This is a genomic window from Rhodococcus sp. T7, assembly GCF_009872365.1.
Taxonomy (GTDB): Bacteria; Actinomycetota; Actinomycetes; order Mycobacteriales; family Mycobacteriaceae; genus Rhodococcus_F.
The window spans coordinates 168109-188742 of the sequence record NZ_WXYH01000322.1 but is presented as its reverse complement, the minus strand read 5'-3'; the positions used below and the strand labels follow the sequence as shown (position 1 = coordinate 188742).

The 20634-nt window shown below is 68.3% G+C and carries 20 protein-coding genes and 1 pseudogene; 5 read left to right on the top strand and 16 right to left on the bottom strand.

Annotated features, from left to right (window positions below):
- Positions 1 to 37: 37 nt before the first annotated feature.
- Complete coding sequence (locus MLGJGCBP_RS26115; RefSeq protein WP_160099011.1) at positions 38 to 1003, bottom strand: NAD(P)-dependent alcohol dehydrogenase; 966 nt, start codon at positions 1001 to 1003, stop codon at positions 38 to 40.
- A 345-nt stretch (positions 1004 to 1348) separates the two neighbouring features.
- Between MLGJGCBP_RS26115 and MLGJGCBP_RS26110 the strand changes: the two genes are divergently transcribed.
- Positions 1349 to 1801, top strand: coding sequence for a SixA phosphatase family protein (locus MLGJGCBP_RS26110; RefSeq protein WP_160099009.1), 453 nt, complete (start codon positions 1349 to 1351; stop codon positions 1799 to 1801).
- 22 nt (positions 1802 to 1823) lie between these two features.
- Here MLGJGCBP_RS26110 and MLGJGCBP_RS26105 read toward each other — a convergent pair whose 3' ends face one another.
- The 3 genes from MLGJGCBP_RS26105 to MLGJGCBP_RS50645 all read right to left on the bottom strand — a co-directional run bounded on the left by MLGJGCBP_RS26105 (position 1824) and on the right by MLGJGCBP_RS50645 (position 3849).
- The gene (locus MLGJGCBP_RS26105) at positions 1824 to 3077 is read right to left on the bottom strand and encodes an alpha/beta fold hydrolase (RefSeq protein ID WP_236581366.1); all 1254 of its coding nucleotides are present in this window, start codon (positions 3075 to 3077) and stop codon (positions 1824 to 1826) included.
- A 144-nt stretch (positions 3078 to 3221) separates the two neighbouring features.
- On the bottom strand, positions 3222 to 3425 hold the full coding sequence (locus tag MLGJGCBP_RS26100) for a hypothetical protein (protein WP_160099007.1): 204 nt from the start codon (positions 3423 to 3425) through the stop codon (positions 3222 to 3224).
- A 91-nt stretch (positions 3426 to 3516) separates the two neighbouring features.
- A complete protein-coding gene (locus tag MLGJGCBP_RS50645; protein WP_201453197.1) occupies positions 3517 to 3849 on the bottom strand; it encodes a hypothetical protein in 333 nt (110 codons plus the stop codon).
- A gap of 99 nt (positions 3850 to 3948) precedes the next feature.
- Here MLGJGCBP_RS50645 and MLGJGCBP_RS50640 point away from each other — a divergent pair, with 99 nt between their 5' ends.
- A complete protein-coding gene (locus tag MLGJGCBP_RS50640) occupies positions 3949 to 4188 on the top strand; it encodes a three-helix bundle dimerization domain-containing protein (protein ID WP_087555744.1) in 240 nt (79 codons plus the stop codon).
- Positions 4189 to 4384: 196 nt separating this feature from the next.
- On the top strand, positions 4385 to 5758 hold the full coding sequence (locus MLGJGCBP_RS26090) for a wax ester/triacylglycerol synthase family O-acyltransferase (protein ID WP_087555743.1): 1374 nt from the start codon (positions 4385 to 4387) through the stop codon (positions 5756 to 5758).
- Between the two features lie 148 nt (positions 5759 to 5906).
- Here MLGJGCBP_RS26090 and MLGJGCBP_RS26085 read toward each other — a convergent pair.
- Positions 5907 to 6267, bottom strand: a pseudogene (locus MLGJGCBP_RS26085) (LysR family transcriptional regulator); the annotation flags it as partial.
- Between the two features lie 35 nt (positions 6268 to 6302).
- On the opposite strand from MLGJGCBP_RS26085, the gene MLGJGCBP_RS26080 reads away from it, so the two are divergent.
- Complete coding sequence (locus MLGJGCBP_RS26080; protein WP_160098983.1) at positions 6303 to 6737, top strand: protein-tyrosine phosphatase family protein; 435 nt, start codon at positions 6303 to 6305, stop codon at positions 6735 to 6737.
- 83 nt (positions 6738 to 6820) lie between these two features.
- Here MLGJGCBP_RS26080 and MLGJGCBP_RS26075 read toward each other — a convergent pair whose 3' ends face one another.
- From MLGJGCBP_RS26075 to MLGJGCBP_RS26065, 3 genes are all read right to left on the bottom strand, one after another.
- Complete coding sequence (locus MLGJGCBP_RS26075) at positions 6821 to 9094, bottom strand: polyribonucleotide nucleotidyltransferase (protein WP_160098981.1); 2274 nt, start codon at positions 9092 to 9094, stop codon at positions 6821 to 6823.
- Positions 9095 to 9406: 312 nt separating this feature from the next.
- Entirely contained in the window at positions 9407 to 9676 is a 270-nt protein-coding gene (gene rpsO / locus MLGJGCBP_RS26070; RefSeq protein WP_015890377.1) for a 30S ribosomal protein S15, read from the bottom strand.
- Between the two features lie 110 nt (positions 9677 to 9786).
- On the bottom strand, positions 9787 to 10761 hold the full coding sequence (locus MLGJGCBP_RS26065) for a bifunctional riboflavin kinase/FAD synthetase (protein ID WP_025432373.1): 975 nt from the start codon (positions 10759 to 10761) through the stop codon (positions 9787 to 9789).
- 176 nt (positions 10762 to 10937) lie between these two features.
- On the opposite strand from MLGJGCBP_RS26065, the gene MLGJGCBP_RS26060 reads away from it, so the two are divergent.
- Positions 10938 to 11651, top strand: a complete 714-nt coding sequence (locus tag MLGJGCBP_RS26060) for a metal-dependent transcriptional regulator (protein ID WP_124392845.1) — start codon at positions 10938 to 10940, stop codon at positions 11649 to 11651.
- Positions 11652 to 11655: 4 nt separating this feature from the next.
- On the opposite strand, the gene truB is transcribed toward MLGJGCBP_RS26060, so the two are convergent.
- The 8 genes from truB to infB form a co-directional block, all read right to left on the bottom strand.
- Positions 11656 to 12573, bottom strand: a complete 918-nt coding sequence (gene truB / locus MLGJGCBP_RS26055) for a tRNA pseudouridine(55) synthase TruB (protein ID WP_160098979.1) — start codon at positions 12571 to 12573, stop codon at positions 11656 to 11658.
- Positions 12574 to 12611: 38 nt separating this feature from the next.
- Positions 12612 to 13295 (bottom strand): 4'-phosphopantetheinyl transferase Npt, encoded by a 684-nt coding sequence (gene npt, locus MLGJGCBP_RS26050; RefSeq protein ID WP_160098977.1) that lies wholly within the window; start codon positions 13293 to 13295, stop codon positions 12612 to 12614.
- The gene (locus MLGJGCBP_RS26045; RefSeq protein ID WP_087555737.1) at positions 13292 to 14221 is read right to left on the bottom strand and encodes a metallophosphoesterase family protein; all 930 of its coding nucleotides are present in this window, start codon (positions 14219 to 14221) and stop codon (positions 13292 to 13294) included. Before MLGJGCBP_RS26045 ends, npt begins: the two co-directional genes overlap by 4 nt.
- Before the next feature lies 1 nt (position 14222).
- Positions 14223 to 15611: an MATE family efflux transporter gene (locus MLGJGCBP_RS26040; RefSeq protein WP_160098975.1), complete on the bottom strand. Its 1389-nt coding sequence runs from the start codon at positions 15609 to 15611 to the stop codon at positions 14223 to 14225.
- Positions 15612 to 15623: 12 nt separating this feature from the next.
- Positions 15624 to 16625 (bottom strand): DHH family phosphoesterase, encoded by a 1002-nt coding sequence (locus MLGJGCBP_RS26035; RefSeq protein ID WP_087555735.1) that lies wholly within the window; start codon positions 16623 to 16625, stop codon positions 15624 to 15626.
- An 11-nt stretch (positions 16626 to 16636) separates the two neighbouring features.
- Positions 16637 to 17125, bottom strand: a complete 489-nt coding sequence (gene rbfA, locus MLGJGCBP_RS26030) for a 30S ribosome-binding factor RbfA (protein ID WP_015890370.1) — start codon at positions 17123 to 17125, stop codon at positions 16637 to 16639.
- Between the two features lie 112 nt (positions 17126 to 17237).
- The gene (locus tag MLGJGCBP_RS26025; protein ID WP_015890369.1) at positions 17238 to 17528 is read right to left on the bottom strand and encodes a DUF503 domain-containing protein; all 291 of its coding nucleotides are present in this window, start codon (positions 17526 to 17528) and stop codon (positions 17238 to 17240) included.
- 101 nt (positions 17529 to 17629) lie between these two features.
- Positions 17630 to 20554, bottom strand: coding sequence for a translation initiation factor IF-2 (infB, locus tag MLGJGCBP_RS26020; RefSeq protein WP_160098973.1), 2925 nt, complete (start codon positions 20552 to 20554; stop codon positions 17630 to 17632).
- Positions 20555 to 20634 lie beyond the last annotated feature (80 nt).

Below are 20634 nucleotides of genomic sequence, written 5' to 3'. Positions count from 1 at the left end.
CGGCCGCCTCGATGTTCCGTTCGGGTGCCGAGCGTTCTCAAGCGCTGACGGTGACCGTCACATTGCCGACCTTGTGGCCCAGGTCGACGTATCGGTGTGCGTCGACGATCCGATCCAGCGGGAAGTTGCGATCGACGACGATGCGGAAACGGTCGGATTCGATCAGTTCCTTCACGTAGGCAAGTGCGCTCTTCTTCTCGACGGACATCCCCGGTCGAACGGTTCTTCCGCCGCGCACCGCGGTCCACGCACCGAGCGGCCAGTTGATCAGACCGGTCGTGGGGAGGTAACAGCCGTGCGGCGTGAGTGCCCGTCGGCATCGCGCGAACGAAGTCGGGCTGACGGTATCGAAGATGACGTCGTAGGCCTCGTGGTGTGAAGTGAAGTCTTCCGTGTGGTAGTCGACGACGTGGTCGGCTCCCAGGTCGGTGACCAGGTCGGCGTTACGGGACCCGCACACCGCGGTGACTTCGCCGCCGAGGTGTTTGGCGAGTTGCACCGCGGCGGTTCCGATGCTCCCGGAGGCCCCGTTGACCAAGACGTGCCGGCCGCTACGGATGTGTGCCTTGTCGCGAAGGAAGTACAGCGCCGTCGAGGGGCCGTCGACCGCGGCGGCCGCCTCCTCGAAGCCGATGCGGGCGGGCTTCCGCTCGAGCGACGCGGACTCGGGCAAGCAGATGTATTCGGCGCACGCACCCAGATGGAATCCGGCGAATCCGAAAACCTGGTCGCCCATGGCGAACCGGCGTACGTCCGCGCCCGCCGCTTCGATAATTCCGGAAAATTCGAGCCCGAGCATCCGCCGATTCCTCCGCGGCCGGGTGACGCCGAGGACGATGCGTCCCCAACGGGGCGACCCCCTGCGCATGAGGGTCTCGGCCCTCGTCACCGTCGTCGCGTGCACTCGCACGAGCACTTCGTCCGGCTTCGGTGTGGGTCGCGCAACATCACGGACGCTGAGGACTTCCGGTGGTCCGAACTCGGAGTACACGACTGCCTTCACCGGCAAATCCTCCTCCCGAAAGCTCGTCCGACATCGTCGCCGATCGATCCCATCATCGCTCATCCTCGCGCCTCGACGAGACCATCGACTCGAATCCACCGTGGTGCCCGACCCGGCCACCGGGCTACGACGGATCCGAACCTACTCACATCCCAGGGAAGATGCTCGCGCCCAACATATTTTGCGACGTCCGGAGCACTATCGCGGAGGTCCTGATCGACGGACGTGGACTGGTCCCGGGCCGCGTGGACATGGATTGCGTACCTTCTCCGGGACGCGCACAGTCACACCTCGAAGCGCCTATGCTGACCCGCACACGCACGCTCTCGTCGAGGGAGGCCCGGGATGTTCGTCCTGCTCCGGCACGCCCATGCGATTGGAAAGCAAGACTGGAGCGGGCCAGATGCCGACCGACCCCTCAGCGCCCTGGGACGTGAGCAGGCCGCCGGCCTCGTCGACACACTCGCCGGAGTCGAGCTACGCGTTCTGTACTGCAGCCCGACGACCCGGTGCCTCGACACACTCGCCCCCTTGGCCGCCGCCCGCCGCCTGCCCATCCACGAACATTCGCTGCTCGCTCCGGATGCGGTTCCCGACGAACTGTGCGCCGCGCTGGACACCGTCGAACTCGCCGGCACCCTGTGGTGCACCCACGGCGAGGTCCTCACCGGGCTGGCGGCATGCACCCGCGCCGACGGAACACGCATGTACCCCATCGGGCAGACTGCGAAGGGTGGAGCCTGGCTGCTGAATGCACATTCCCCACTGCGCTATATCGCGCCCGTCCCACCGCAGTAGAGCCACGCTGTGGTTTCGGCACTCAGGCTATGCGCCCCGTGTTCGAGCGGGTCGGCTCACGTGCTGTGGTGGCGAGCTGCTCGCGGATCAGGCGGAGGGTGATTTCGGGCTGCTCGAACTGGGGTACATGCCCGCAGGCTTGCAGCGTCACCGATCTGGCGGCGGGAACGGCGCTCGTGACGTGACGCGCAAACCGGGCCGGAACGAGTGTGTCGCGGTCGCCCCACAGGAACAGCGCGGGCACCTCGAGGCCCGCGATCCGGTCCCAGAGGCCGGTCTCCCCGAACGGTTCGTCGAGATACAAGCCGAGCAGGGCGGACCACAGCGCCCGGCGACGGGAGGCATGCCGCAACGACAGCTCCCATTCGTCAGCTGCGGCCTCGTACCAGTGCCGCGGCACCACGCCCGGATCCGCCAGCAGAGCCCGCAGCCCGGCACGGGCCCCCGCGTGGAGAAGCCGCGGCGGCACGGCGAGGGGAAGGCGCGCCACATCCAGCGGAAGCACCCGGGCCAGTGAGGTCAGTCGGCGCCGGTGACGGAAGGCCATCGCCGGGCACAGCAGCACCAACCCGGTCACAGCGTCCGGGTCGCGCAGCGCGAGTTCGAGTGCGACGCGGCCGCCGAGAGAGTGTCCGATCAGCGCGGCACCGCGGGCGTCGACCGCATCGAGGAAGGCCCGCAACCAGCGATGCAACTGTTCGGGGGTGTAACGCCAGGCCGGGGCCGCCGAGGATCCGAACCCGGGAAGATCGGGGCAGATCACACGATGGTCCGATGCGAGGTCGGCCAGCACCGGCAGCATGGAGGAGTTGTTTGCGCCGAGACCGTGCAGCAGCACCACCGGCCGTTGGTCCGGGTCACCCGCTTCGAGGTAAGCCGTGCGCACCCCGTAGGCGCTGGTCTCGCGGGCGCGTGCCCGCGTCGGCAATTCGGCATCGGGCGCGAACGTACCGCCGATCGCGAGGACCGTTGTCATGCTGCCGCGGATCTCGAGTGCTCCGGACAGGAAGGCGTCGGCCACGCTGATGCGGCCCGCGAGCAGGTCGCCGAGCGTGGCCGCGTCGGTGCGGACGGTGCTGGTCGGGTGTGCAACCCCGCCGCGTCGGTACGTGACGGTGCCTTCGTCGATGCGGACGGTCCATGTGCCGTGGTCGGTGATGTCCAGGTTCATCGTGACCCGCCGGTGGCCGAGCGCGCTGCGGGTGACATCGCGTGGCAGATACTGGGCGAGACAGATTTCCGGATCACAGCTCACGGGTGAGCGTGCCATGGTCATGACCACTCCTTACCGCTCCGATACCCACCGGTCCAGGTCGGATCGCTGAGGAGGCACTCCCTCGTGAGAAGTGCATCGGTGCGTTGCTCCTCGGGAACGAAGTTTGTCCGTTCCCTCCTGGTTTCAACGCCGACAAGGCACCGGCTAATCCTCCGGGTCCGCATTTCGGTGCGGCCTCCTCGCCACGCGTCCGGCCGAGAACACCACTGCCACGACCACCAGATACGCCGCCCAGATCAGCAGGAACGGACGCAGCCATCCCTCGTCGACCGTCTGCCCCCGGTCCCCGACGCAATACAACGCAAAGTTGGTGGAAATCCCGTCGCCGCCGCGGCGCGGGCTCCACACCCAACTCCACCGGTCCGGTCACAGCCGCTGCACCTCGATCACGACCGCGGTGACTCGACCATCACCGTCGGCTACAGCCCCCGGGTCCAGTTCACCGAAATGCCGGCCACTGCTCCCCATCGAATCCGGTGTGCGCGAGGGCATCATCCACCAGCGCCTCCACCCGACTCAGCGCCGGAACGTCGCCGAGCCGGAACGACCGCGCATCGAGATCCTCCAAGGCGGAGAACATCACCGGACTGGCGTCGCTCAACCACTCGCCGTCAAAGGTGTACCGGTCGAGCTGATCAGGCTTCGCAGGGTTGCGGACCGTCACATCCAGCGTCTCGACCCGCGCCACATCGACACTCGTCACCTGCACGTCTGTAACGCCGTACCGGGCGGCAAGCTCCGCCAGCCCCTCACGGACGAGGGCGCTCGTCATGCCCCCGCCACGTGTCCGCATCGCAGCATCGAAATCCGCTCGATCAACAGCCCCGGAAACCCCTTCCTCACAGCGACCGACGGGACGACAATTTCCGTTATGGACGTCACCGAGCGGCAACACATCGACGTGGTGCGCGCACACCTCATCCAGCGATACCAATACGTCGACCCCGGCCGGGTCGAGAATGCGGTCGAGACCGCCCATCATCGATTCGACAGCTGCCGGATCCGGGACTTCGTGCCCCTGCTCGTCGAACGCGCTGCGGTGAAGGCACTCGACAAATCCCTGACAATCGCGCCGTCCAGCGCTTACCCGAGAGTGCACGAGTCGCCCTAGGCCTCACACTGCTCCGACGGCGGGAACCCGCCGCGACTCCCACAATCCGCGGACCTGCGTGCCTGCGTGCCTGCGTGAGGTCCGGTGTCGGTGGTCTCGACTGAAACCACGATCCTCACGGGCGCGGTGTGCTCTGCTGGGGACCACAGAGGCCGGGAGGTGGGACGTGCGAGCTGAGGTCGGCGGGCTGGCGCCGATGAGCCCGACCGAGGCGATGTTCTTGCTGTTCGAATCCCCGTCGCACCCGATGCACGTGGCCACACTGGCCCTGTTCGATCCCCCGAACGACACCGCACCCGGTGCCCACGCCGCCGACATGGTCGAGCGCCTGCACGCGAACACCGAGGCCTCCGAGCTGTTCCGCAAATTGCCCATCCGCCCCCTGCACGGGTATCCGTGGTGGCGGTCGGAGCGGGTCGTCGATCTGGGCTACCACGTGCGGCACAGCGCCGTTCCCGGCGACGGCACCATGGCCGAGCTGCTGCGGCTGGTCTCGCAGATGCACTCGATCCCGCTCGATCCGCAGCACCCGATGTGGGAGATGCACGTCATCGAGGGCCTCACCGACGGGCGCACCGCCGTGTACACGAAATTTCACCTGTCCCTGACCGATGGTGCCTCCGGGATGCGGCTGCTGCACCGTACGCTCTCGGTCGATCCGGACAGCCGGGACTGCCCGGCGCCGTGGAGCCCGTCCGTCGCGGCACCTGCTCCACATCAATCACTGAACCCCCGCGGAGTGCTGTGGTCCGGCCTGGGCATCACGCGGGAGATGGCCGCCGCCGTCCCTACTCTGGTCCGCGCCGGCTACCACGGCCTGACCGAGGAAACTCTCACGCTGCCTCTGCAGTCCCCGCCGACGATCTTCAACGCCCCGACCGGCCGCGCCCGCAAAGTCGCCGCCCGATCCTGGCCCCTGAAACGGCTGCGCCGGCTCGCCGCCTGCACCGGCGCACCGTTGGACGTAGTGGTGTTGACGATGTGCGCAGGAGCGCTCCGCACGTATCTCCTCGACCAATACGCCCTTCCCGACGCGCCTTTGACCGCGATGCTCCCCGTCCCACTCGACCTCGGCGAGGGGCCCACCATCGGGCCGGGCGGCGACCGTGGGATCGGGGCAATGGTGGTGTCCCTGGCCACCGACGAAGGCGACCCACTCGCCCGCCTGAACCGGATCGCCGACTCCGTAGCGCACACCAGCGGAGTTGTCGCCGCCCTGAGCCGTACCCAATTTCAACTGATCAGTGCCCTGACACTGAGCCCGATCATGCTCGACCCGGTCCGCCGGGTCCTCGACGACATCCCGCCGCCGTTCAACGTGATGATCTCCTTCACCCCGGGACCGACCCGGCCGCGGTATTGGAACGGCGCCCATCTGGACGCCGTCTACCCGATCCCGACCCTCGCGCGTGGCCAGGCGCTGAGCATCACACTGACCAGCCGTTCCGGGCAGCTGCATGTCGCGGTGGTCGGCGACCGCACCGCGGTCCCCCACCTGCATCGGATCATCGGCCACCTCGACACCGCACTGACCGATCTCGACACCGCGGTCGGTGCGGCCTCCCCGTGACGCCGAGGGCGCATCACGCGAATGGTCCCCCACGCACGGTCATCGGCGGCGTTCGGGCTCCGGTGCGATGGGATTGCCCTGCCAGCGGGTCGAGTCGGGCACTCGATCCCCGCGCATCACGAGAGATGCCGGTCCGACTCGGGGAGGGCACATCGAGCGTGCCGTCCGCAAGCTGGGGTCCGGTTCACCTCCCACAACGAGACCACGACGTCCGGGTGCACGGCACTCATCTTGGCGAGCACGGACGGCAGCACGTGCCTGCTTGCCGGCATGTCGTATCCGATGTTCAGGGTTCCCGATCGCCCTTCCGCGGTGGCCTTTGCAATCTGCGCGGCCTTCTCCATCCGGAAGACGATCAACCGGGCCCGAGCCTCGAATTCCTCGCCCGCAGAGGTCAACTCGACCTCGTGCGAATTTCGCGCGACGAGTCGCACACCCAGAGACTTCTCGAGCTTCTGCAGTTGCGCACCGAGGGACGGCTGGGTGAGATGCAGCGGTGACGCTGCCCGTCATGAGGACAGATCCCCCGCATAGAGTGACGGCCATGATCGACACCTGGGACGCCGACGCTCCCGGAATACTCCGCCTGCCGTCCGGGCGCCTCGTCCGCGGCCGGGGGCTGCGACGACCGCTCCCCGACGGTCCCCTGCCCGATTTCGCCGTCTACCTGCTGGGGCGCACACCGCCTCCGGTGCACTCACGGTGGGTCCGGTGGCCCGATTTCGCGCTGCCCCGGGACCGCCACGACACCCTGGATGCGCTGGGCGAGGTGTGGCGGCGTGCCGCGTCCGAGCGGGTGGAGGTGGCATGCGGGGGCGGCCGCGGCCGGACGGGCACCGCGCTCGCCTGCATCGCCGTCCTCGACGGGGTGCCTGCGCGGGACGCCGTCGCGTACGTCCGGCAGCACTATCACCGGCACGCGGTCGAGACGCCATGGCAGCGGCGGTATGTCGGACGGTTCACCACCGCATCCTCCTGACCCCCCGACCCGTACGACACGAGTACGGTTCTGGAATCGGCTGAGATTCGTGCGGGGCCGCCGGCGTGACGACCGGGAGAAGGCTACTTCTCGGCAGCCGCCTCTTCGCTCTGCTCGGCCGGAGCCGCAGCACCGTCTTCCTCGACGGGGATCAGTGAGATCTTGCCGCGGTTGTCGATGTCGGCGATCTCGACACGCAACTTCGAGCCGACACTTACGACGTCCTCGACCTTGGCGATGCGCTTGCCGCTGCCCAGCTTCGAGATGTGCACCAGCCCGTCGCGGCCGGGGAGGAGCGACACGAACGCACCGAAGGCAGTGGTCTTGACGACCGTCCCCAGGAAGCGCTCGCCGACCTTCGGCAGCTGCGGGTTGGCGATGGCGTTGATCATGTCGATCGCGGCCTGCGCGGACGGGCCGTCCGTCGCACCGACGAACACGGTGCCGTCATCTTCGATGGAGATGTTGGCGCCGGTCTGCTCGGTGATGGAGTTGATCATCTTGCCCTTGGGGCCGATGACCTCACCGATCTTGTCGACGGGGACCTTGATGGCGGTGACGCGCGGGGCGAACGGGCTCATCTCGTCGGGGGTGTCGATGGCCTCGGCCATGACCTCGAGGATGGTCGCCCGTGCGTCCTTGGCCTGCGACAGCGCGCCGGCGAGGACCTTGGACGGGATGCCGTCGAGCTTCGTGTCCAGCTGCAGCGCCGTGACGAAGTCCTTCGTGCCCGCGACCTTGAAGTCCATGTCGCCGAACGCGTCCTCGGCACCGAGGATGTCCGTGAGCGCGACGTAACGGGTCTCACCGTCGACCTGGTCGGAGACGAGGCCCATGGCGATACCGGCGACGGGAGCCTTCAACGGCACACCGGCGTTGAGCAGCGCGAGCGTCGACGCGCACACGGAGCCCATCGAGGTGGAGCCGTTGGAGCTGAGGGCCTCCGAGACCTGACGGATGGCGTACGGGAATTCCTCGACGCTGGGCAGCACGGGCATGAGTGCCCGCTCGGCCAGCGCGCCGTGACCGATCTCGCGGCGCTTCGGCGAACCGACGCGTCCGGTCTCACCGGTGGAGTACGGCGGGAAGTTGTAGTGGTGCATGTACCGCTTGGACGTCTCGGGTCCGAGCGAATCGACCTGCTGCGCCATCTTCACCATGTCGAGGGTGGTGACACCCAGGATCTGGGTCTCGCCGCGCTCGAACAGGGCGGAGCCGTGTGCACGCGGAACGATGGCGACCTCGGCCGACAGCGAACGGATGTCCGTGATGCCGCGGCCGTCGATGCGGAACTGGTCGCGCAGGATGCGCTGACGGACCAGCTTCTTCGTCAGCGAGCGGAATGCCGCGCCGAGTTCCTTCTCGCGTCCCTCGAAGTTCGGGGCGACCTGCTCGAGGACCTCGACCTTGACCTCGTCGGTCTTGTCGTCGCGCTCCTGCTTGCCGGCGATGGTCAGTGCCGCGCTGAGCTTCTCCGCTGCGGCGGCCTCGACGGCGGCGAACACGTCGTCCTGGTACGCCGGGAAGACGGGGAAGTCACCGGTGGGCTTGGACGCCTTCTCCGCGAGCTGCTGCTGCGCGGTGCACAGGCGAGCGATGAACGGCTTGGCGGCCTCGAGGCCCTCGGCGACGATCGTCTCGGTGGGAGCCTGTGCGCCGCCGTCGATCAGGGAGATCACGTTGTCGGTGGCCTCGGCCTCGACCATCATGATCGCGACGTCGGCGTCGTCACCGCTGCCGGAGACGATGCGGCCGGCGACGACCATGTCGAACACGGCGTTCTCGAGCTGGTCGACGGTGGGGAAGGCAACCCACTGGCCGGCCTTGTTCTCGTCCGACGTGATGAGTGCGACGCGCACGCCACCGACGGGGCCGGAGAACGGCAGTCCGGCGATCTGGGTGGAGGCGGACGCGGCGTTGATCGCGACCACGTCGTACAGGTCCTGCGGGTTCAGGCTCATCACCGTGACGACGACCTGGATCTCGTTGCGCAGACCGTCGACGAACGACGGGCGCAGCGGCCGGTCGATCAGTCGGCAGGTCAGGATCGCGTCCGTGGAGGGGCGGCCCTCACGACGGAAGAACGAGCCGGGGATACGGCCCGCGGCGTACATGCGCTCCTCGACGTCCACCGTCAGGGGGAAGAAGTCGAAGTGCTCCTTGGGGTGCTTGCTGGCGCTCGTCGCGGACAGCAGCATCGTCTCGTCGTCCAGGTAGGCGACGACGGCGCCGGCGGCCTGCTGTGCGAGGCGACCGGTCTCGAAACGAATGGTGCGGGTTCCGAAGGACCCGTTGTCGATCACGGCGGTGGATTCGAACACGCCCTCATCGACCTCTACTGCGGAATTCTCTGACATCTCTTCTTTTCACTTCCCTCTCGTCTTCGCCGTACCCGCGGGGGCGTTCTCACCCTCCTGGCGAGAACTGCGCACCTGAGGGACATCCCCCTCTCGAGTTCTCGGGATGTCACTGTGCGGAGGCGGTCGTCGATCGAAGTCCGCCGGACCGTGTCCGGAAGACCACTACCGAAGACCGACACCACATTCTCGGGTGCATACGGTAGTGCTGCCCTCGGCAGCTAACACCGATAGCCAGCGAGGCCCAGTCTAAGCAAGGCCCCGCCGGCTACCGGAGTGATTTGCGATCGAAATGATCGCTGTGTGCGAAACTCAGCGACGCAGGCCGAGACGCTCGATCAGCGAGCGGTAACGCGCGATGTCGACCTTCTGGACGTACTTGAGCAGACGACGACGGCGTCCGACCAGCAGCAGGAGGCCGCGGCGGGAGTGGTGGTCGTGCTTGTGCATCTTGAGGTGTTCAGTGAGATCGACGATGCGCTTGGTGAGCATGGCCACCTGCGCCTCCGGCGAACCGGTGTCGGTCTCGTGCAGGCCGTACTCGCTCAGAACCTGCTTCTTTTCTTCGGTGGTCAATGCCACTTGTTCACTCCTGGTGATGACGTTCGCGTGCAAGGATCGAATCTCGGCGCGGCCGCCGCGAACCGCAGCGCACGCCAGCGGTCTACTTTACCAGCTGAAATGCGAGTGCTTTACCGCACGTCCTCCGACGCCGCCAGGATCGCGCGGGCGCGCTCGGCATCCTTGCCCATCGCGACGATGAGGTCGTCGACGGAATCGAACTTCTCCATCCCCCGGAGACGTTCGACGAGGTCGACGGCCACGTGCTGGCCGTACAGGTCGGCTTCCCGGTCGAGGACGAAGGCCTCCACGGTGCGCGTCCGCCCGGAGAACGTGGGATTGGTGCCCACCGACACGGCAGCCATGTACCGCTCGCCGGACGTGACGGTGCCCAGGTCGACTCCGTGCCCGAGCACGGTGAACCAGGCGGCGTACACGCCGTCCGCGGGGATCGCGGCGTACATCGGCGGCGCGACGTTCGCGGTCGGGTACCCGAGCTGCCGTCCACGACCGTCGCCGTGGACGACGACGCCCTCGACGCGGTGCGGGCGCCCGAGGGCCTCCGTCGCGGCGGCCATGTCGCCGGCGTCCACGCAGGAACGGATGTAGGTGGACGAGAACGTGACCGCGTGCTCCGCGAGCAGTGTCACACCGTCGACCGCGAACCCGAACCGGTCGCCGATCTGCCGCAGCAGGTCGACGTTGCCCGCGGCCTTCTTGCCGAACGTGAAGTTCTCACCGACGACGACATCCGCCACGTGCAGGCGCTCCACGAGGATCTCGTGGGCGTACCGCTCCGGGGTCAGCTTCATGAATTCGGCGGTGAACGGCATGACACAGAACACGTCGATGCCCAGCTCCTCCGCGAGCTCCGCCCTGCGGGCGAGCGTCGTGAGCTGGGCGGGATGACTGCCCGGACGAACCACTTCCATCGGATGAGGATCGAAAGTCATGAGCACGCTGGGTATTCCACGCGTGCGGGCAGCCGCCACCGCTCGACTGATCAATTGGGCGTGACCTCGGTGCACGCCATCGAATACGCCGATCGTGAGAACACAACGACCCCAGTCGGCAGGAACCTCGTCGAGACCACGCCATCTCAGCACGAGTGGCAGCCTACGGTGCCGCGCGCCGATGTTCATCTTCGGACCGCCTGTCCGGCGGTCGGGCGTGGCGGAGAAACGTCACGACCTCGCGGTTCGCGGTCGTCGGTGACGTCCCCAGGGGACGGATCAGGTGTGTCGATGTGTCTCGCCGGTAAGACTTGCCTAAGCTCGGGGGCGTGGCCGTGAACAAGAATGACCAGAGCGTGACCGAGGACTCGACCTCCGAGACCGGGGCGCTCTCGGCAGTGGCGCAGGACTACCTGAAGGTCATCTGGACCGTTCAGGAGTGGTCGCAGGAGCGGGTGTCGACGAAACTGCTCTCCGAGAAGATCGGGGTGTCGGCGTCCACCGTGTCGGAGGCCATCCGGAAACTGTCCGACCAGGGCCTCGTCGATCACGCCCGCTACGGGTCGATCGCCCTGACCGAGGCGGGTCGCGTCGCCGCCGTCGGGATGGTCCGCAGGCACCGCCTCATCGAGACGTACCTGGTGCACGAACTCGGGTACGGCTGGGACGAGGTACACGACGAGGCGGAGGTGCTCGAGCACGCCGTCTCGGATCTGATGATCTCCCGGATGGACGCCAAGCTCGGTCATCCCGAACGTGATCCGCACGGCGATCCGATCCCCGCGGTCGATGGGTCGGTGCCCACTCCCCCGGCACGGCAGCTCAGCGACTTCGTCAACGGTGAGAGCGGCCGCATCGCCCGCATCTCGGACTCCGACCCGGCCATGCTGCGGTACTTCGACTCGGTGGGTGTGGCACTGGACGTCACGGTGACGGTGCTGGAGCGACGCGACTTCGCCGGCACCGTGTCGGTCCGGATCGGCGTCCAGGAAGACACCGTCGAGCTCGGAAACCCCGCAGCCCAGGCCATCTGGCTGGTGTGAGCGGCTACCTCAGGGTCGCGGGACGGACCACCATCACCGAACTCGCCCGCTTTCCCCGCTCCTGGAGCAGCGCGATGGTGTGCCCGCTCGGATCGATCGCGGCGTAGACGCCCTTGATGCCGATCGGCTCGAGCCAGCGACCCTGACTGATCGCTTCGGCTTCGTCCGCGTCGATCTGCCGGTGCGGGAACGCGGTCTGCGCGGCGGCGTCGATGTCGAGACTGACACCCGGCTCCTCGGCCAGCTGTTCCAGCGTGCGCGCGTGCTCGAGCGTGAACGGACCCACCCGGGTCCGTCGCAGCGACGTGAGATGCCCGCCGACGCCGATCAACGCGATCCCCAGATCACGTGCGAGCGCGCGCACATAGGTTCCGGACGAACATTCCACCTCGACGTCGAGGTCGACGAACGTGCCCTCGGTGCGCCTGGCGATCACCTCGAACCGGGACACCGTGACCGACCGGGGCGCGAGTTCGAACTCCTCCCCCGCCCGGATCAGCGCGTGCGCCCGCCGGCCGTCCACCTTGATGGCGCTTACGCTCGACGGGATCTGCTGGATGTCCCCGGTGAGGGTGCGCACCTGCGCCGCGATCTCCTCGTCCCTCACACCGGATGCATCCGCCGACGCGACGACGCCACCCTCGGCGTCGTCAGTCGTGGTGGCCTGTCCCAACCGGATCGTGGCCGTGTACGCCTTGGTGGTGAGCGCGAGAAGCCCCAGCAGCTTCGTCGCCCGCTCGATACCGAGCACCAGCACCCCGGTGGCCATCGGGTCCAGAGTGCCCGCGTGGCCGACCTTCCGGGTGCCGAGCAGCTTGCGGCACCGGGCCACCACGTCGTGGCTGGTGACGCCCGCGTCCTTGTCGACGATGAGCAGTCCGGCGCCGACGAGACCGGAAGAAGGCTTTTCACGTGCAGACACGAGGCCCGATTCTGCCAGCCGCCGTCACGGCACCGAAATCAGTGCACCGCAATGGCGGTGATGATGAGGCCGTCGGACACCATCCACCGGCCGTCGAACGAGGCCAGCGGCGGTCCGTCGACGGTCTCCCCGGAAATGAGGAGATCCGAATGGAACGTGCCCGTGCCGTCGCCGGACGCCTCGAACGTGATGTGCGCGTCCTCGAACCCGAGCCACCGGGCGGTGAGCGGGAACCACGCCTTGTACGTGGCTTCCTTGGCGCAGAACAGCAGTCTGTCCCGGTGCACCGGATCACCGGTCGCCGAACGCCACTGCCCGGCGTCCGCCGCACCCGACAGCCAGTCGCGTTCGGCGGGCAGGCTCACCGCGTCCAGCACCCCGTCGGGCAGCGCGTCGTGCGGTTCGGCGTCGATGCCGACGGACCGCACCTGCATCGCGTAACCGAGCGCCGCGCCGCGGTAACCGTCGCAGTGGGTGAGGCTCCCCACCACCCCGCGCGGCCACACGGGGGAACCCTTGTCGCCCCGCAGAACAGGGGCCTGGTCCACACCCAGCTTCGTCATCGCCAGGCGGGCGCAGTGACGTGCGGTGGTGAATTCGCGTCGCCGCTTCTCCACCGCCCGCCCGATCAGCGCCTCCTCCTGCGGGTGCGGACGCAACCCCGCCGGATCCTCGAACAGTTCCGAGGACACCACACCGGCAGGCAGAATTCTCTCGATCACAGAGCCCCCCTCGCCCGCATCTTCTCCACTTCGGCTTCCTGTTCGGGAGTGACCTTGAAATGGCCGCCCCATTTGTTCAGCGTGCCCGGCGGATACTCCGGCACCGGGAGGATCTGCCGCAGCAGATTGTCCGGCAGCCCCCGCCGCTGCCACTCCCGCGGATAACCGAGCGACACCTCCTCGAACCGCACCCCGTCGTAGTAGGTGGTGCGCGGAATGTGCAGATGCCCATACACGGCACAGACGGCGTTGTACCGGGTGTGCCAGTCCGCGGTCAGTTCGGTGCCGCACCACAGGGAGAACTCCGGATACCACAGCACCTGCGTCGGCTGACGCACCAACGGGAAGTGGTTGATCAGAACCGTGCGGGTGCCGGCGGGCAGGGCGTCCAGCCGCGCCTTCGTCGTCTCGACGCGGTTGCGGCACCACGCGTCCCGGGTTCCGTACGGTTCGCTCGACAGCAGGAATTCGTCCGTGGCCACCACGTTCTTCTCCCGCGCGATCGCGAGGCCCTCCTCCTTCGTGGTGGCGCCGTCGGGCAGGAACGTGTAGTCGTACAGCAGGAACATCGGGACCAGCGTCACCGGGCCGTCCTCCGCCTCCCACACCGGGAACGGGTCCTCGGGGGTGATGACCCCGATCTCGCGGCACATTGTGACCAGGTAGTCGTAGCGGGCGGCGCCGTGGATCTGCACCGGGTCCTTCGCCGTCGTCCACAGTTCGTGGTTACCGGGAACCCAGATGACCTGCGCGAAACGACTGCGCAGAAGTTTCAGCGCCCACCGGATGTCGTCGGTCTTCTCCGAGACGTCCCCGGCGACGATCAGCCAGTCCTCGGGCGAGTCCGGGTAGATGTCCTCGGTGATCGGGCGGTTTCCCCGGTGACCCACATGGGTGTCGCTCACCGCCATCAGTTTGGGTGCCACGTCAACCACCTTTCCGATCGTGCTCCGCCGCCGGACCGCTGTCCGATCCGTGCCGTGCCTGCAGGTCGGCCCCGACCACTGCCCAGCGGCCCGTTCCGACCCGCCACACGACCGCAAGCATCCGAAGAATTAAGAACACCGTCAGGCCCGTCCAGATTCCCGCCAGGCCCCAGTCGTTCAGCATCGACAGCCAGATCAGTGGCAGGAACCCGGCCAGCGCGCAGGCCAGCGTGGCGTTCCGGAGGAAGGCGACGTCCCCGGCCCCGAGCAGCACGCCGTCGAGCGCGAACACGACGCCGGCCACCGGCATGATCGCGACGAAGAACCACCAGGCGACCGCCATCTCGTCGAGAACGGCCCGGTCGGAGGTGAACAGTTCGGGGATCACGCCGTGGCCGAGGGCGAAGACCAGGGCGAGTCCGGTCGCGAAGATCGTGGACCATCGGGTGATGCGCCACGACAGTCGCGTCGCGCCGGCGGCGTGCCCGGCGCCCAGTGCGGCACCGACGAGCGCCTGTGCGGCGATCGCCAGGGAGTCGAGGGTGAGGGCCACGAGGTTCCACAGCTGCAGCACCACCTGGTGGGCGGCGACCGCAGCGGCGCCGAACCGGGACGCGACGGCGGCCGCCGAGAGGAAGCACGCCTGGAACGCCAGGCTCCGCAGGATCAGGTCGCGGCCGAGAACCATCTGAGCCCGCATGACGTGCCACCGCGGCCGCAACGGCACCCGCTCCACCACCAGCGCCCCGACGAACAGGCTCGCGGACACAGCCTGCCCGATCACGTTCGCGACCGCCGAACCCTCCAGTTCCAGCCGCGGCGCGCCCCACAATCCGTGCACCAGCACGGGGCAGGCGACGGCGGACACGACGAGACCGGCGATCACGAATCGCAGGGGCCGCACCGTGTTCTGCACACCGCGCATCCAGCCGTTGCCTGCCATCGCGACGAGGATCAGCGGGGCGCCGAACACGGCGATCCGCAACCAGCTCCCGGCGGCCGCGGCGATGTCGGAGCCGCCGGCGATCGCCGACGTGACCGGCCGTCCGAACAGGTGGACCAGCGCGATCACCACCGCGCCGATGCCCAGCGCCAGCCACGTGGCCTGCACGCCCTCGCGGACCGCGCCGCGCTCGTCGCCGGCGCCGTGCATGCGGGACGCGCGCGCCGTCGTGCCGTAGGACAGGAACGTCAGCTGGGTGCTGACCTGAGCGAGGATGAGACCGCCGACGGCAAGGCCGGCGAGCGCCAGCGCACCCAGCCGGCCGACGACGGCGATGTCGAAAAGCAGATAGATCGGTTCGGCCGCGAGCACACCGAGAGCCGGCAACGCCAGCCCGAACACCGTCCGGGCGGTCGCGTCGCCCGTGACCTCCGAAACCTCAGCCAACGATTTCGGACCTCAGCCGAGCGATTCGACGAGTGCGGTCACGATCTCGTCCGCCGAAGTCACGGCCGTGTAGCCGGCAGCGAACCGGTGACCGCCGCCGCCGAGGTACCCGGCGACGATCGAGACGTCCACGTCGGACTTCGACCGCAGCGACACCGAATACGTGCCGTCGGCCGCCTCCTTGAGGACCGCCGCGACCTCCGCCTCGGACGTCGTCCGGACGATGTCGATGACACTTTCGATCTCCTCCGAGCGCAGATCCCCGACGTAGGCCTGCCGGATGACGGCGTAGACGAGTCCACGCCCGCCCGCCGCCTCGGGGACGAGCGTCGCCGACCCGAGCACCGACGACAACATCGGCAGCCACCCGAACGGGTGGGTGTCGAGCAGGCGACGGGCGATGCGGGCTCCATCGATTCCGGTGGCGAGGAGCCGCTCCGCGAGAGTGTGCGTGCCGGGCTGCACCCAGCGGAACGAACCGGTGTCGGTCACGAGACCCGCGTACAGGCAGTGTGCGAGGTCGGCGTCGATGTCCACACCCCACACGTCGAACATCTGCGCCACGACCGCGGTCGTCGACTCCGCCGACTCGTCGATCAGGTTCATCCGGCCGAACCGGGTGTTGGACCGGTGGTGATCGATGACGAGGGTCTCGCCCGCGTTCGCGAGCCGGTCGGCGAGCTTCCCGAGACGTCCGGCGCTGCCGCAGTCGACGGTGACGAGCAGATCGACGTTGCGGCGCACCTGGTCCGCCGGCACCAGCAGGTGAGTGCCCGGCAGTTCCCGCATCGACTCCGGCAGTTCGTCGGGCGCGCCGAACGCGACCTGCACCGGAATCCCTTTGCGCTCGAGCACCAATGCCAGGGCGAGTCCACTGCCGATCGTGTCGGCATCGGGTTGGACGTGGCACAGAATCGTCACCGACGTCGCGTTCTCGAGAACGGCGACCGCCTGCGGCAGAAACACCTCGTGGCGATCGAGATCAGACAGGGACGTCTCCTGAGTGTGGGTCATGTCGGTTCGTGTCAGTCCGCCTGGCGGGAACGGGACGGCTCGTCGACTTCGGCGTCGTCCGCGTCCTCGACTCGGGGTTCCTTGTACGGGTCGGGGTCGCCGGCCGGGGACGCACCGGCCGCGACCCGCGCGACCTCGTCGTCGGCGGCGCGGGCGCGGGCGAGGAGTTCCTCCATGTGCCGTGCCGTGTCGGGGACCGTGTCCGCGACGAACGTCAGCGTCGGCGTGAACCGGACTCCGGTGCCTGCACCCACCTTCGAGCGCAGAACGCCCTTCGCCTTCTCCAGTCCCGCGGCCGCGGACACGAGGTCCGGTTCGGATTCGAGGTCGGCGCCCATCACGGTGTAGTAGACGGTGGCGTCGTGGAGATCGGCCGTCACCTTGGTATCGGTGATCGTGACGAACGCCAGGCGAGGGTCCTTGATTTCGTGGTCGATCGCCGTCGCGACGATCGTGCCGATGCGCTTGGCGAGTTTTCGTGCCCGGGCGGGATCCACCATGACAATCAGACTCCTCTCCCTGGCCGCTCGATAAGTTGTGAAGTTGCGGTGTAGCTGTAGTTCATTCTGCACGCCGGGCCGCGGACGCGGCGGGCGGGCAGGGCGCTCCGAATCAGTCCTCGGGGCCGAAAATCCTTCGCCGGACCGCAAGGAGTTGCAGTTCCGGCATCCCGGCGACGTGCCGTTCGCACGTGTCGAGCACCTCGTGTACGTGATCGACCGCCGAACTCGCCATCGTGACGCCGAGCATCGACCGGCGGTACCGATCCTGTTCCCCGGTCTCCGCCGCCGAGACGCCGTAACGTCGCAGCTCCGCCAGAACCGGTTTGACCATTGCACGCTTCTCTTTGAGAGATCGCACGTCACCGAGCAAGATGTCGAGCTCGAGCGCACCGACGTACAAACTTTCCTCCTTCGGGGAGACGTGCGCTCCCCCGGCCGATCGACTCGGCCGGAGAAGCGCACGCCGGATGACGCTGCTACGTCACCCCAAACGGATGGCGACTAGTCGCGCGGCTTTTCCCGAAGCTCGTAGGCCTCGATGACGTCACCGACCTTGATGTCGGAGTAGGTGAGCGTCAAACCGCACTCGTAACCCTCGCGTACCTCGACAGCGTCCTCCTTCTCCCGCTTCAGCGAGGAGATGGTGACGGTCTCGGCGACAACCGTGTTGTCACGCAGCAGCCGGGCCTTCGCATTGCGACGGATGGTACCCGAGGTGACGAGGCAACCGGCAATGTTGCCGACCTTGGACGAACGGAACATCGCGCGGATCTCCGCCTTGCCCAGCTCGACCTCTTCGTAGATCGGCTTGAGCATGCCCTTGAGAGCCTTCTCGACCTCGTCGATGGCCTGGTAGATCACCGAGTAGTACCGGATGTCGACGCCTTCGCGGTTCGCCAACTCCGTCGCCTTGCCCTCGGCGCGCACGTTGAACCCGATGATGATCGCGTTCGACGCAGCGGCCAGGTTGACGTTGGTCTCGGTGACGCCACCGACACCACGGTCGATGACCCGCAACTGCACCTCGTCGTCGATCTCGATGCCGTGCAGGGCCTCTTCCAAGGCCTCCACGGTTCCCGAGTTGTCGCCCTTGAGAATGAGGTTGAGCTGCGACGTCTCCTTGAGAGCCGAATCCAGGTCCTCGAGGCTGATGCGCTTGCGGCTCTTCGCGGCCAGAGCGTTGCGCTTCCGCGCATTGCGCCGGTCTGCGATCTGACGGGCGATGCGGTCCTCGTCGACCACGAGCAGGTTGTCGCCTGCACCGGGGACCGACGTGAAACCGACCACCTGGACGGGACGCGAAGGCATGGCCTCGAGCACGTCGTCGCCGTGCTCGTCGACCATGCGGCGCACACGTCCGTATGCGTCGCCGGCCACGATCGAGTCGCCGACCCGCAGCGTTCCGCGCTGGATGAGCACGGTCGCGACGGGGCCGCGTCCACGGTCGAGGTGCGCCTCGATGGCGACACCCTGTGCGTCCATGTCCGGGTTGGCCCGCAGGTCCAGGGCAGCGTCCGCCGTCAGCAGCACCGCTTCGAGCAGCGCGTCGATGTTGGTGCCCTGCTTCGCCGAGATGTCGACGAACATGGTGTCTCCGCCGTATTCCTCGGCGACCAGTCCGTACTCGGTGAGCTGCTGCCGGATCTTGTCCGGGTTCGCGCCTTCCTTGTCGATCTTGTTCACCGCGACCACGATCGGCACGTCGGCCGCCTGGGCGTGGTTGATCGCTTCCACCGTCTGCGGCATGACGCCGTCGTCGGCGGCGACGACCAGGATCGCGAGGTCGGTGGCCTTGGCACCACGGGCACGCATGGCCGTGAAGGCCTCGTGACCGGGGGTGTCGATGAACGTCACGAGACGCTCGTTGCCGTCGAGCTCGGTCAGCACCTGGTAGGCACCGATGTGCTGCGTGATGCCGCCGGCCTCGCCCTCCCGGACGTTGGCCTTACGGATCGTGTCGAGCAGTCGGGTCTTACCGTGGTCGACGTGGCCCATGACGGTGACCACCGGCGGGCGGGACTCGAGGTCCTCTTCGCCGCCTTCGTCCTCGCCGTAGGTGAGGTCGAAGCTGTCGAGCAGCTCGCGGTCCTCGTCCTCCGGGCTGACGACCTGGACGACGTAGTTCATCTCGCCGCCGAGCAGTTCCAGCGTCTCGTCGTTGACCGACTGGGTCGCCGTCACCATCTCGCCGAGGTTGAACAGTGCCTGCACCAACGCTGCGGGGTTCGCGTCGATCTTCTCCGCGAAGTCCGACAGGGAAGCGCCGCGGGCGAGGCGAATGGTCTCGCCGTTGCCACGGGGCAACCGCACGCCGCCGACGGCGGGCGCCTGCATGGAATCGTATTCCTGGCGCTTCTGACGCTTCGACTTCCGACCACGACGCGGGGCGCCACCGGGACGACCGAAGGCACCTGCTGCCGCACCGCGCTGACCGGGGCGTCCACCGCCACCGGGACGACCGCGGAAACCACCTGCGGGTGCTCCGCCACCGGGCGCGCCTGCGCCGGCACCGGGGGCTCCGCCGCCGCGGTATCCACCGCCGCCGCCACCGGGACGACCGCCGGGGGCTCCGCCGGGACGACCGGGACGACCGCCGGGAGCGGGACGTGCCGAACGAGCAGGCATCGCGCCCGGGTTCGGGCGAGGAGGCATCGAGCCGGGGCTGGGACGGGGTCCACCCTGACCCGGTGCCGGACGGGGACCGCCCTGGCCGGGAGCCGGACGAGGTCCACCCTGGCCGGGAGCGGGACGGGGACCGCCCTGACCCGGTGCCGGACGAGGTCCACCCTGGCCGGGAGCCGGACGGGGTGCACCCGGACGCGGCGCGCCGGGAGCGGGACGGGGTGCCGGACGCTCGGCCGGAGCCGAGGAGTACGGGTTGTTACCGACGCGCGGGGGCTTCGGTCCGGGGCGGGGTCCGCCGGGCTTGGCGCCCGTGGACGGCGCCGCGGGGGCGCTGGCCGCCGCCGGGGCGGCCGGGGCTGCGGGTGCGGCCGGAGCTGGCTCAATCAGGCTGTGGCGACCGTGCTTGGGAGCGTTGCTCGCCGGTGCCGCCGGGGTGGCTGCGCTCGCTGCGGGTGCGACCGGTGCCGGGGCCTGAGCCTCGGGAGTGGGCGCGGGTGCTGCTGCAGCGGGTGCGGCCGGAGCCGGGGCTGCCGGCTTGGGGCCGGGACGGGGTCCGCCCGGCTTGGCCGAGGTCGCGGGGGCGCTCGGCGCGGGCGCGCCGGGTTTGGCAGCCGGACGGGCTGCGGAATCGGCCGACTTCGCCGACGGGAAGGACTCCCGCAGACGCCTGGCGACGGGCGCCTCCACGGTGGAGGACGCCGACTTCACGAACTCGCCCTGCTCCTTGAGCGTTGCGAGTAGTTCTTTACTTGTGACACCGAGTTCTTTAGCCAACTCGTGCACGCGGGCCTTGCCTGCCACTGCTCTCCTCACTGATGAGGTCGAGCAGGAGGCTCCCCTGAGAGGGGCCCGCACGACCTCGGGTTATCTCCGATGGACGA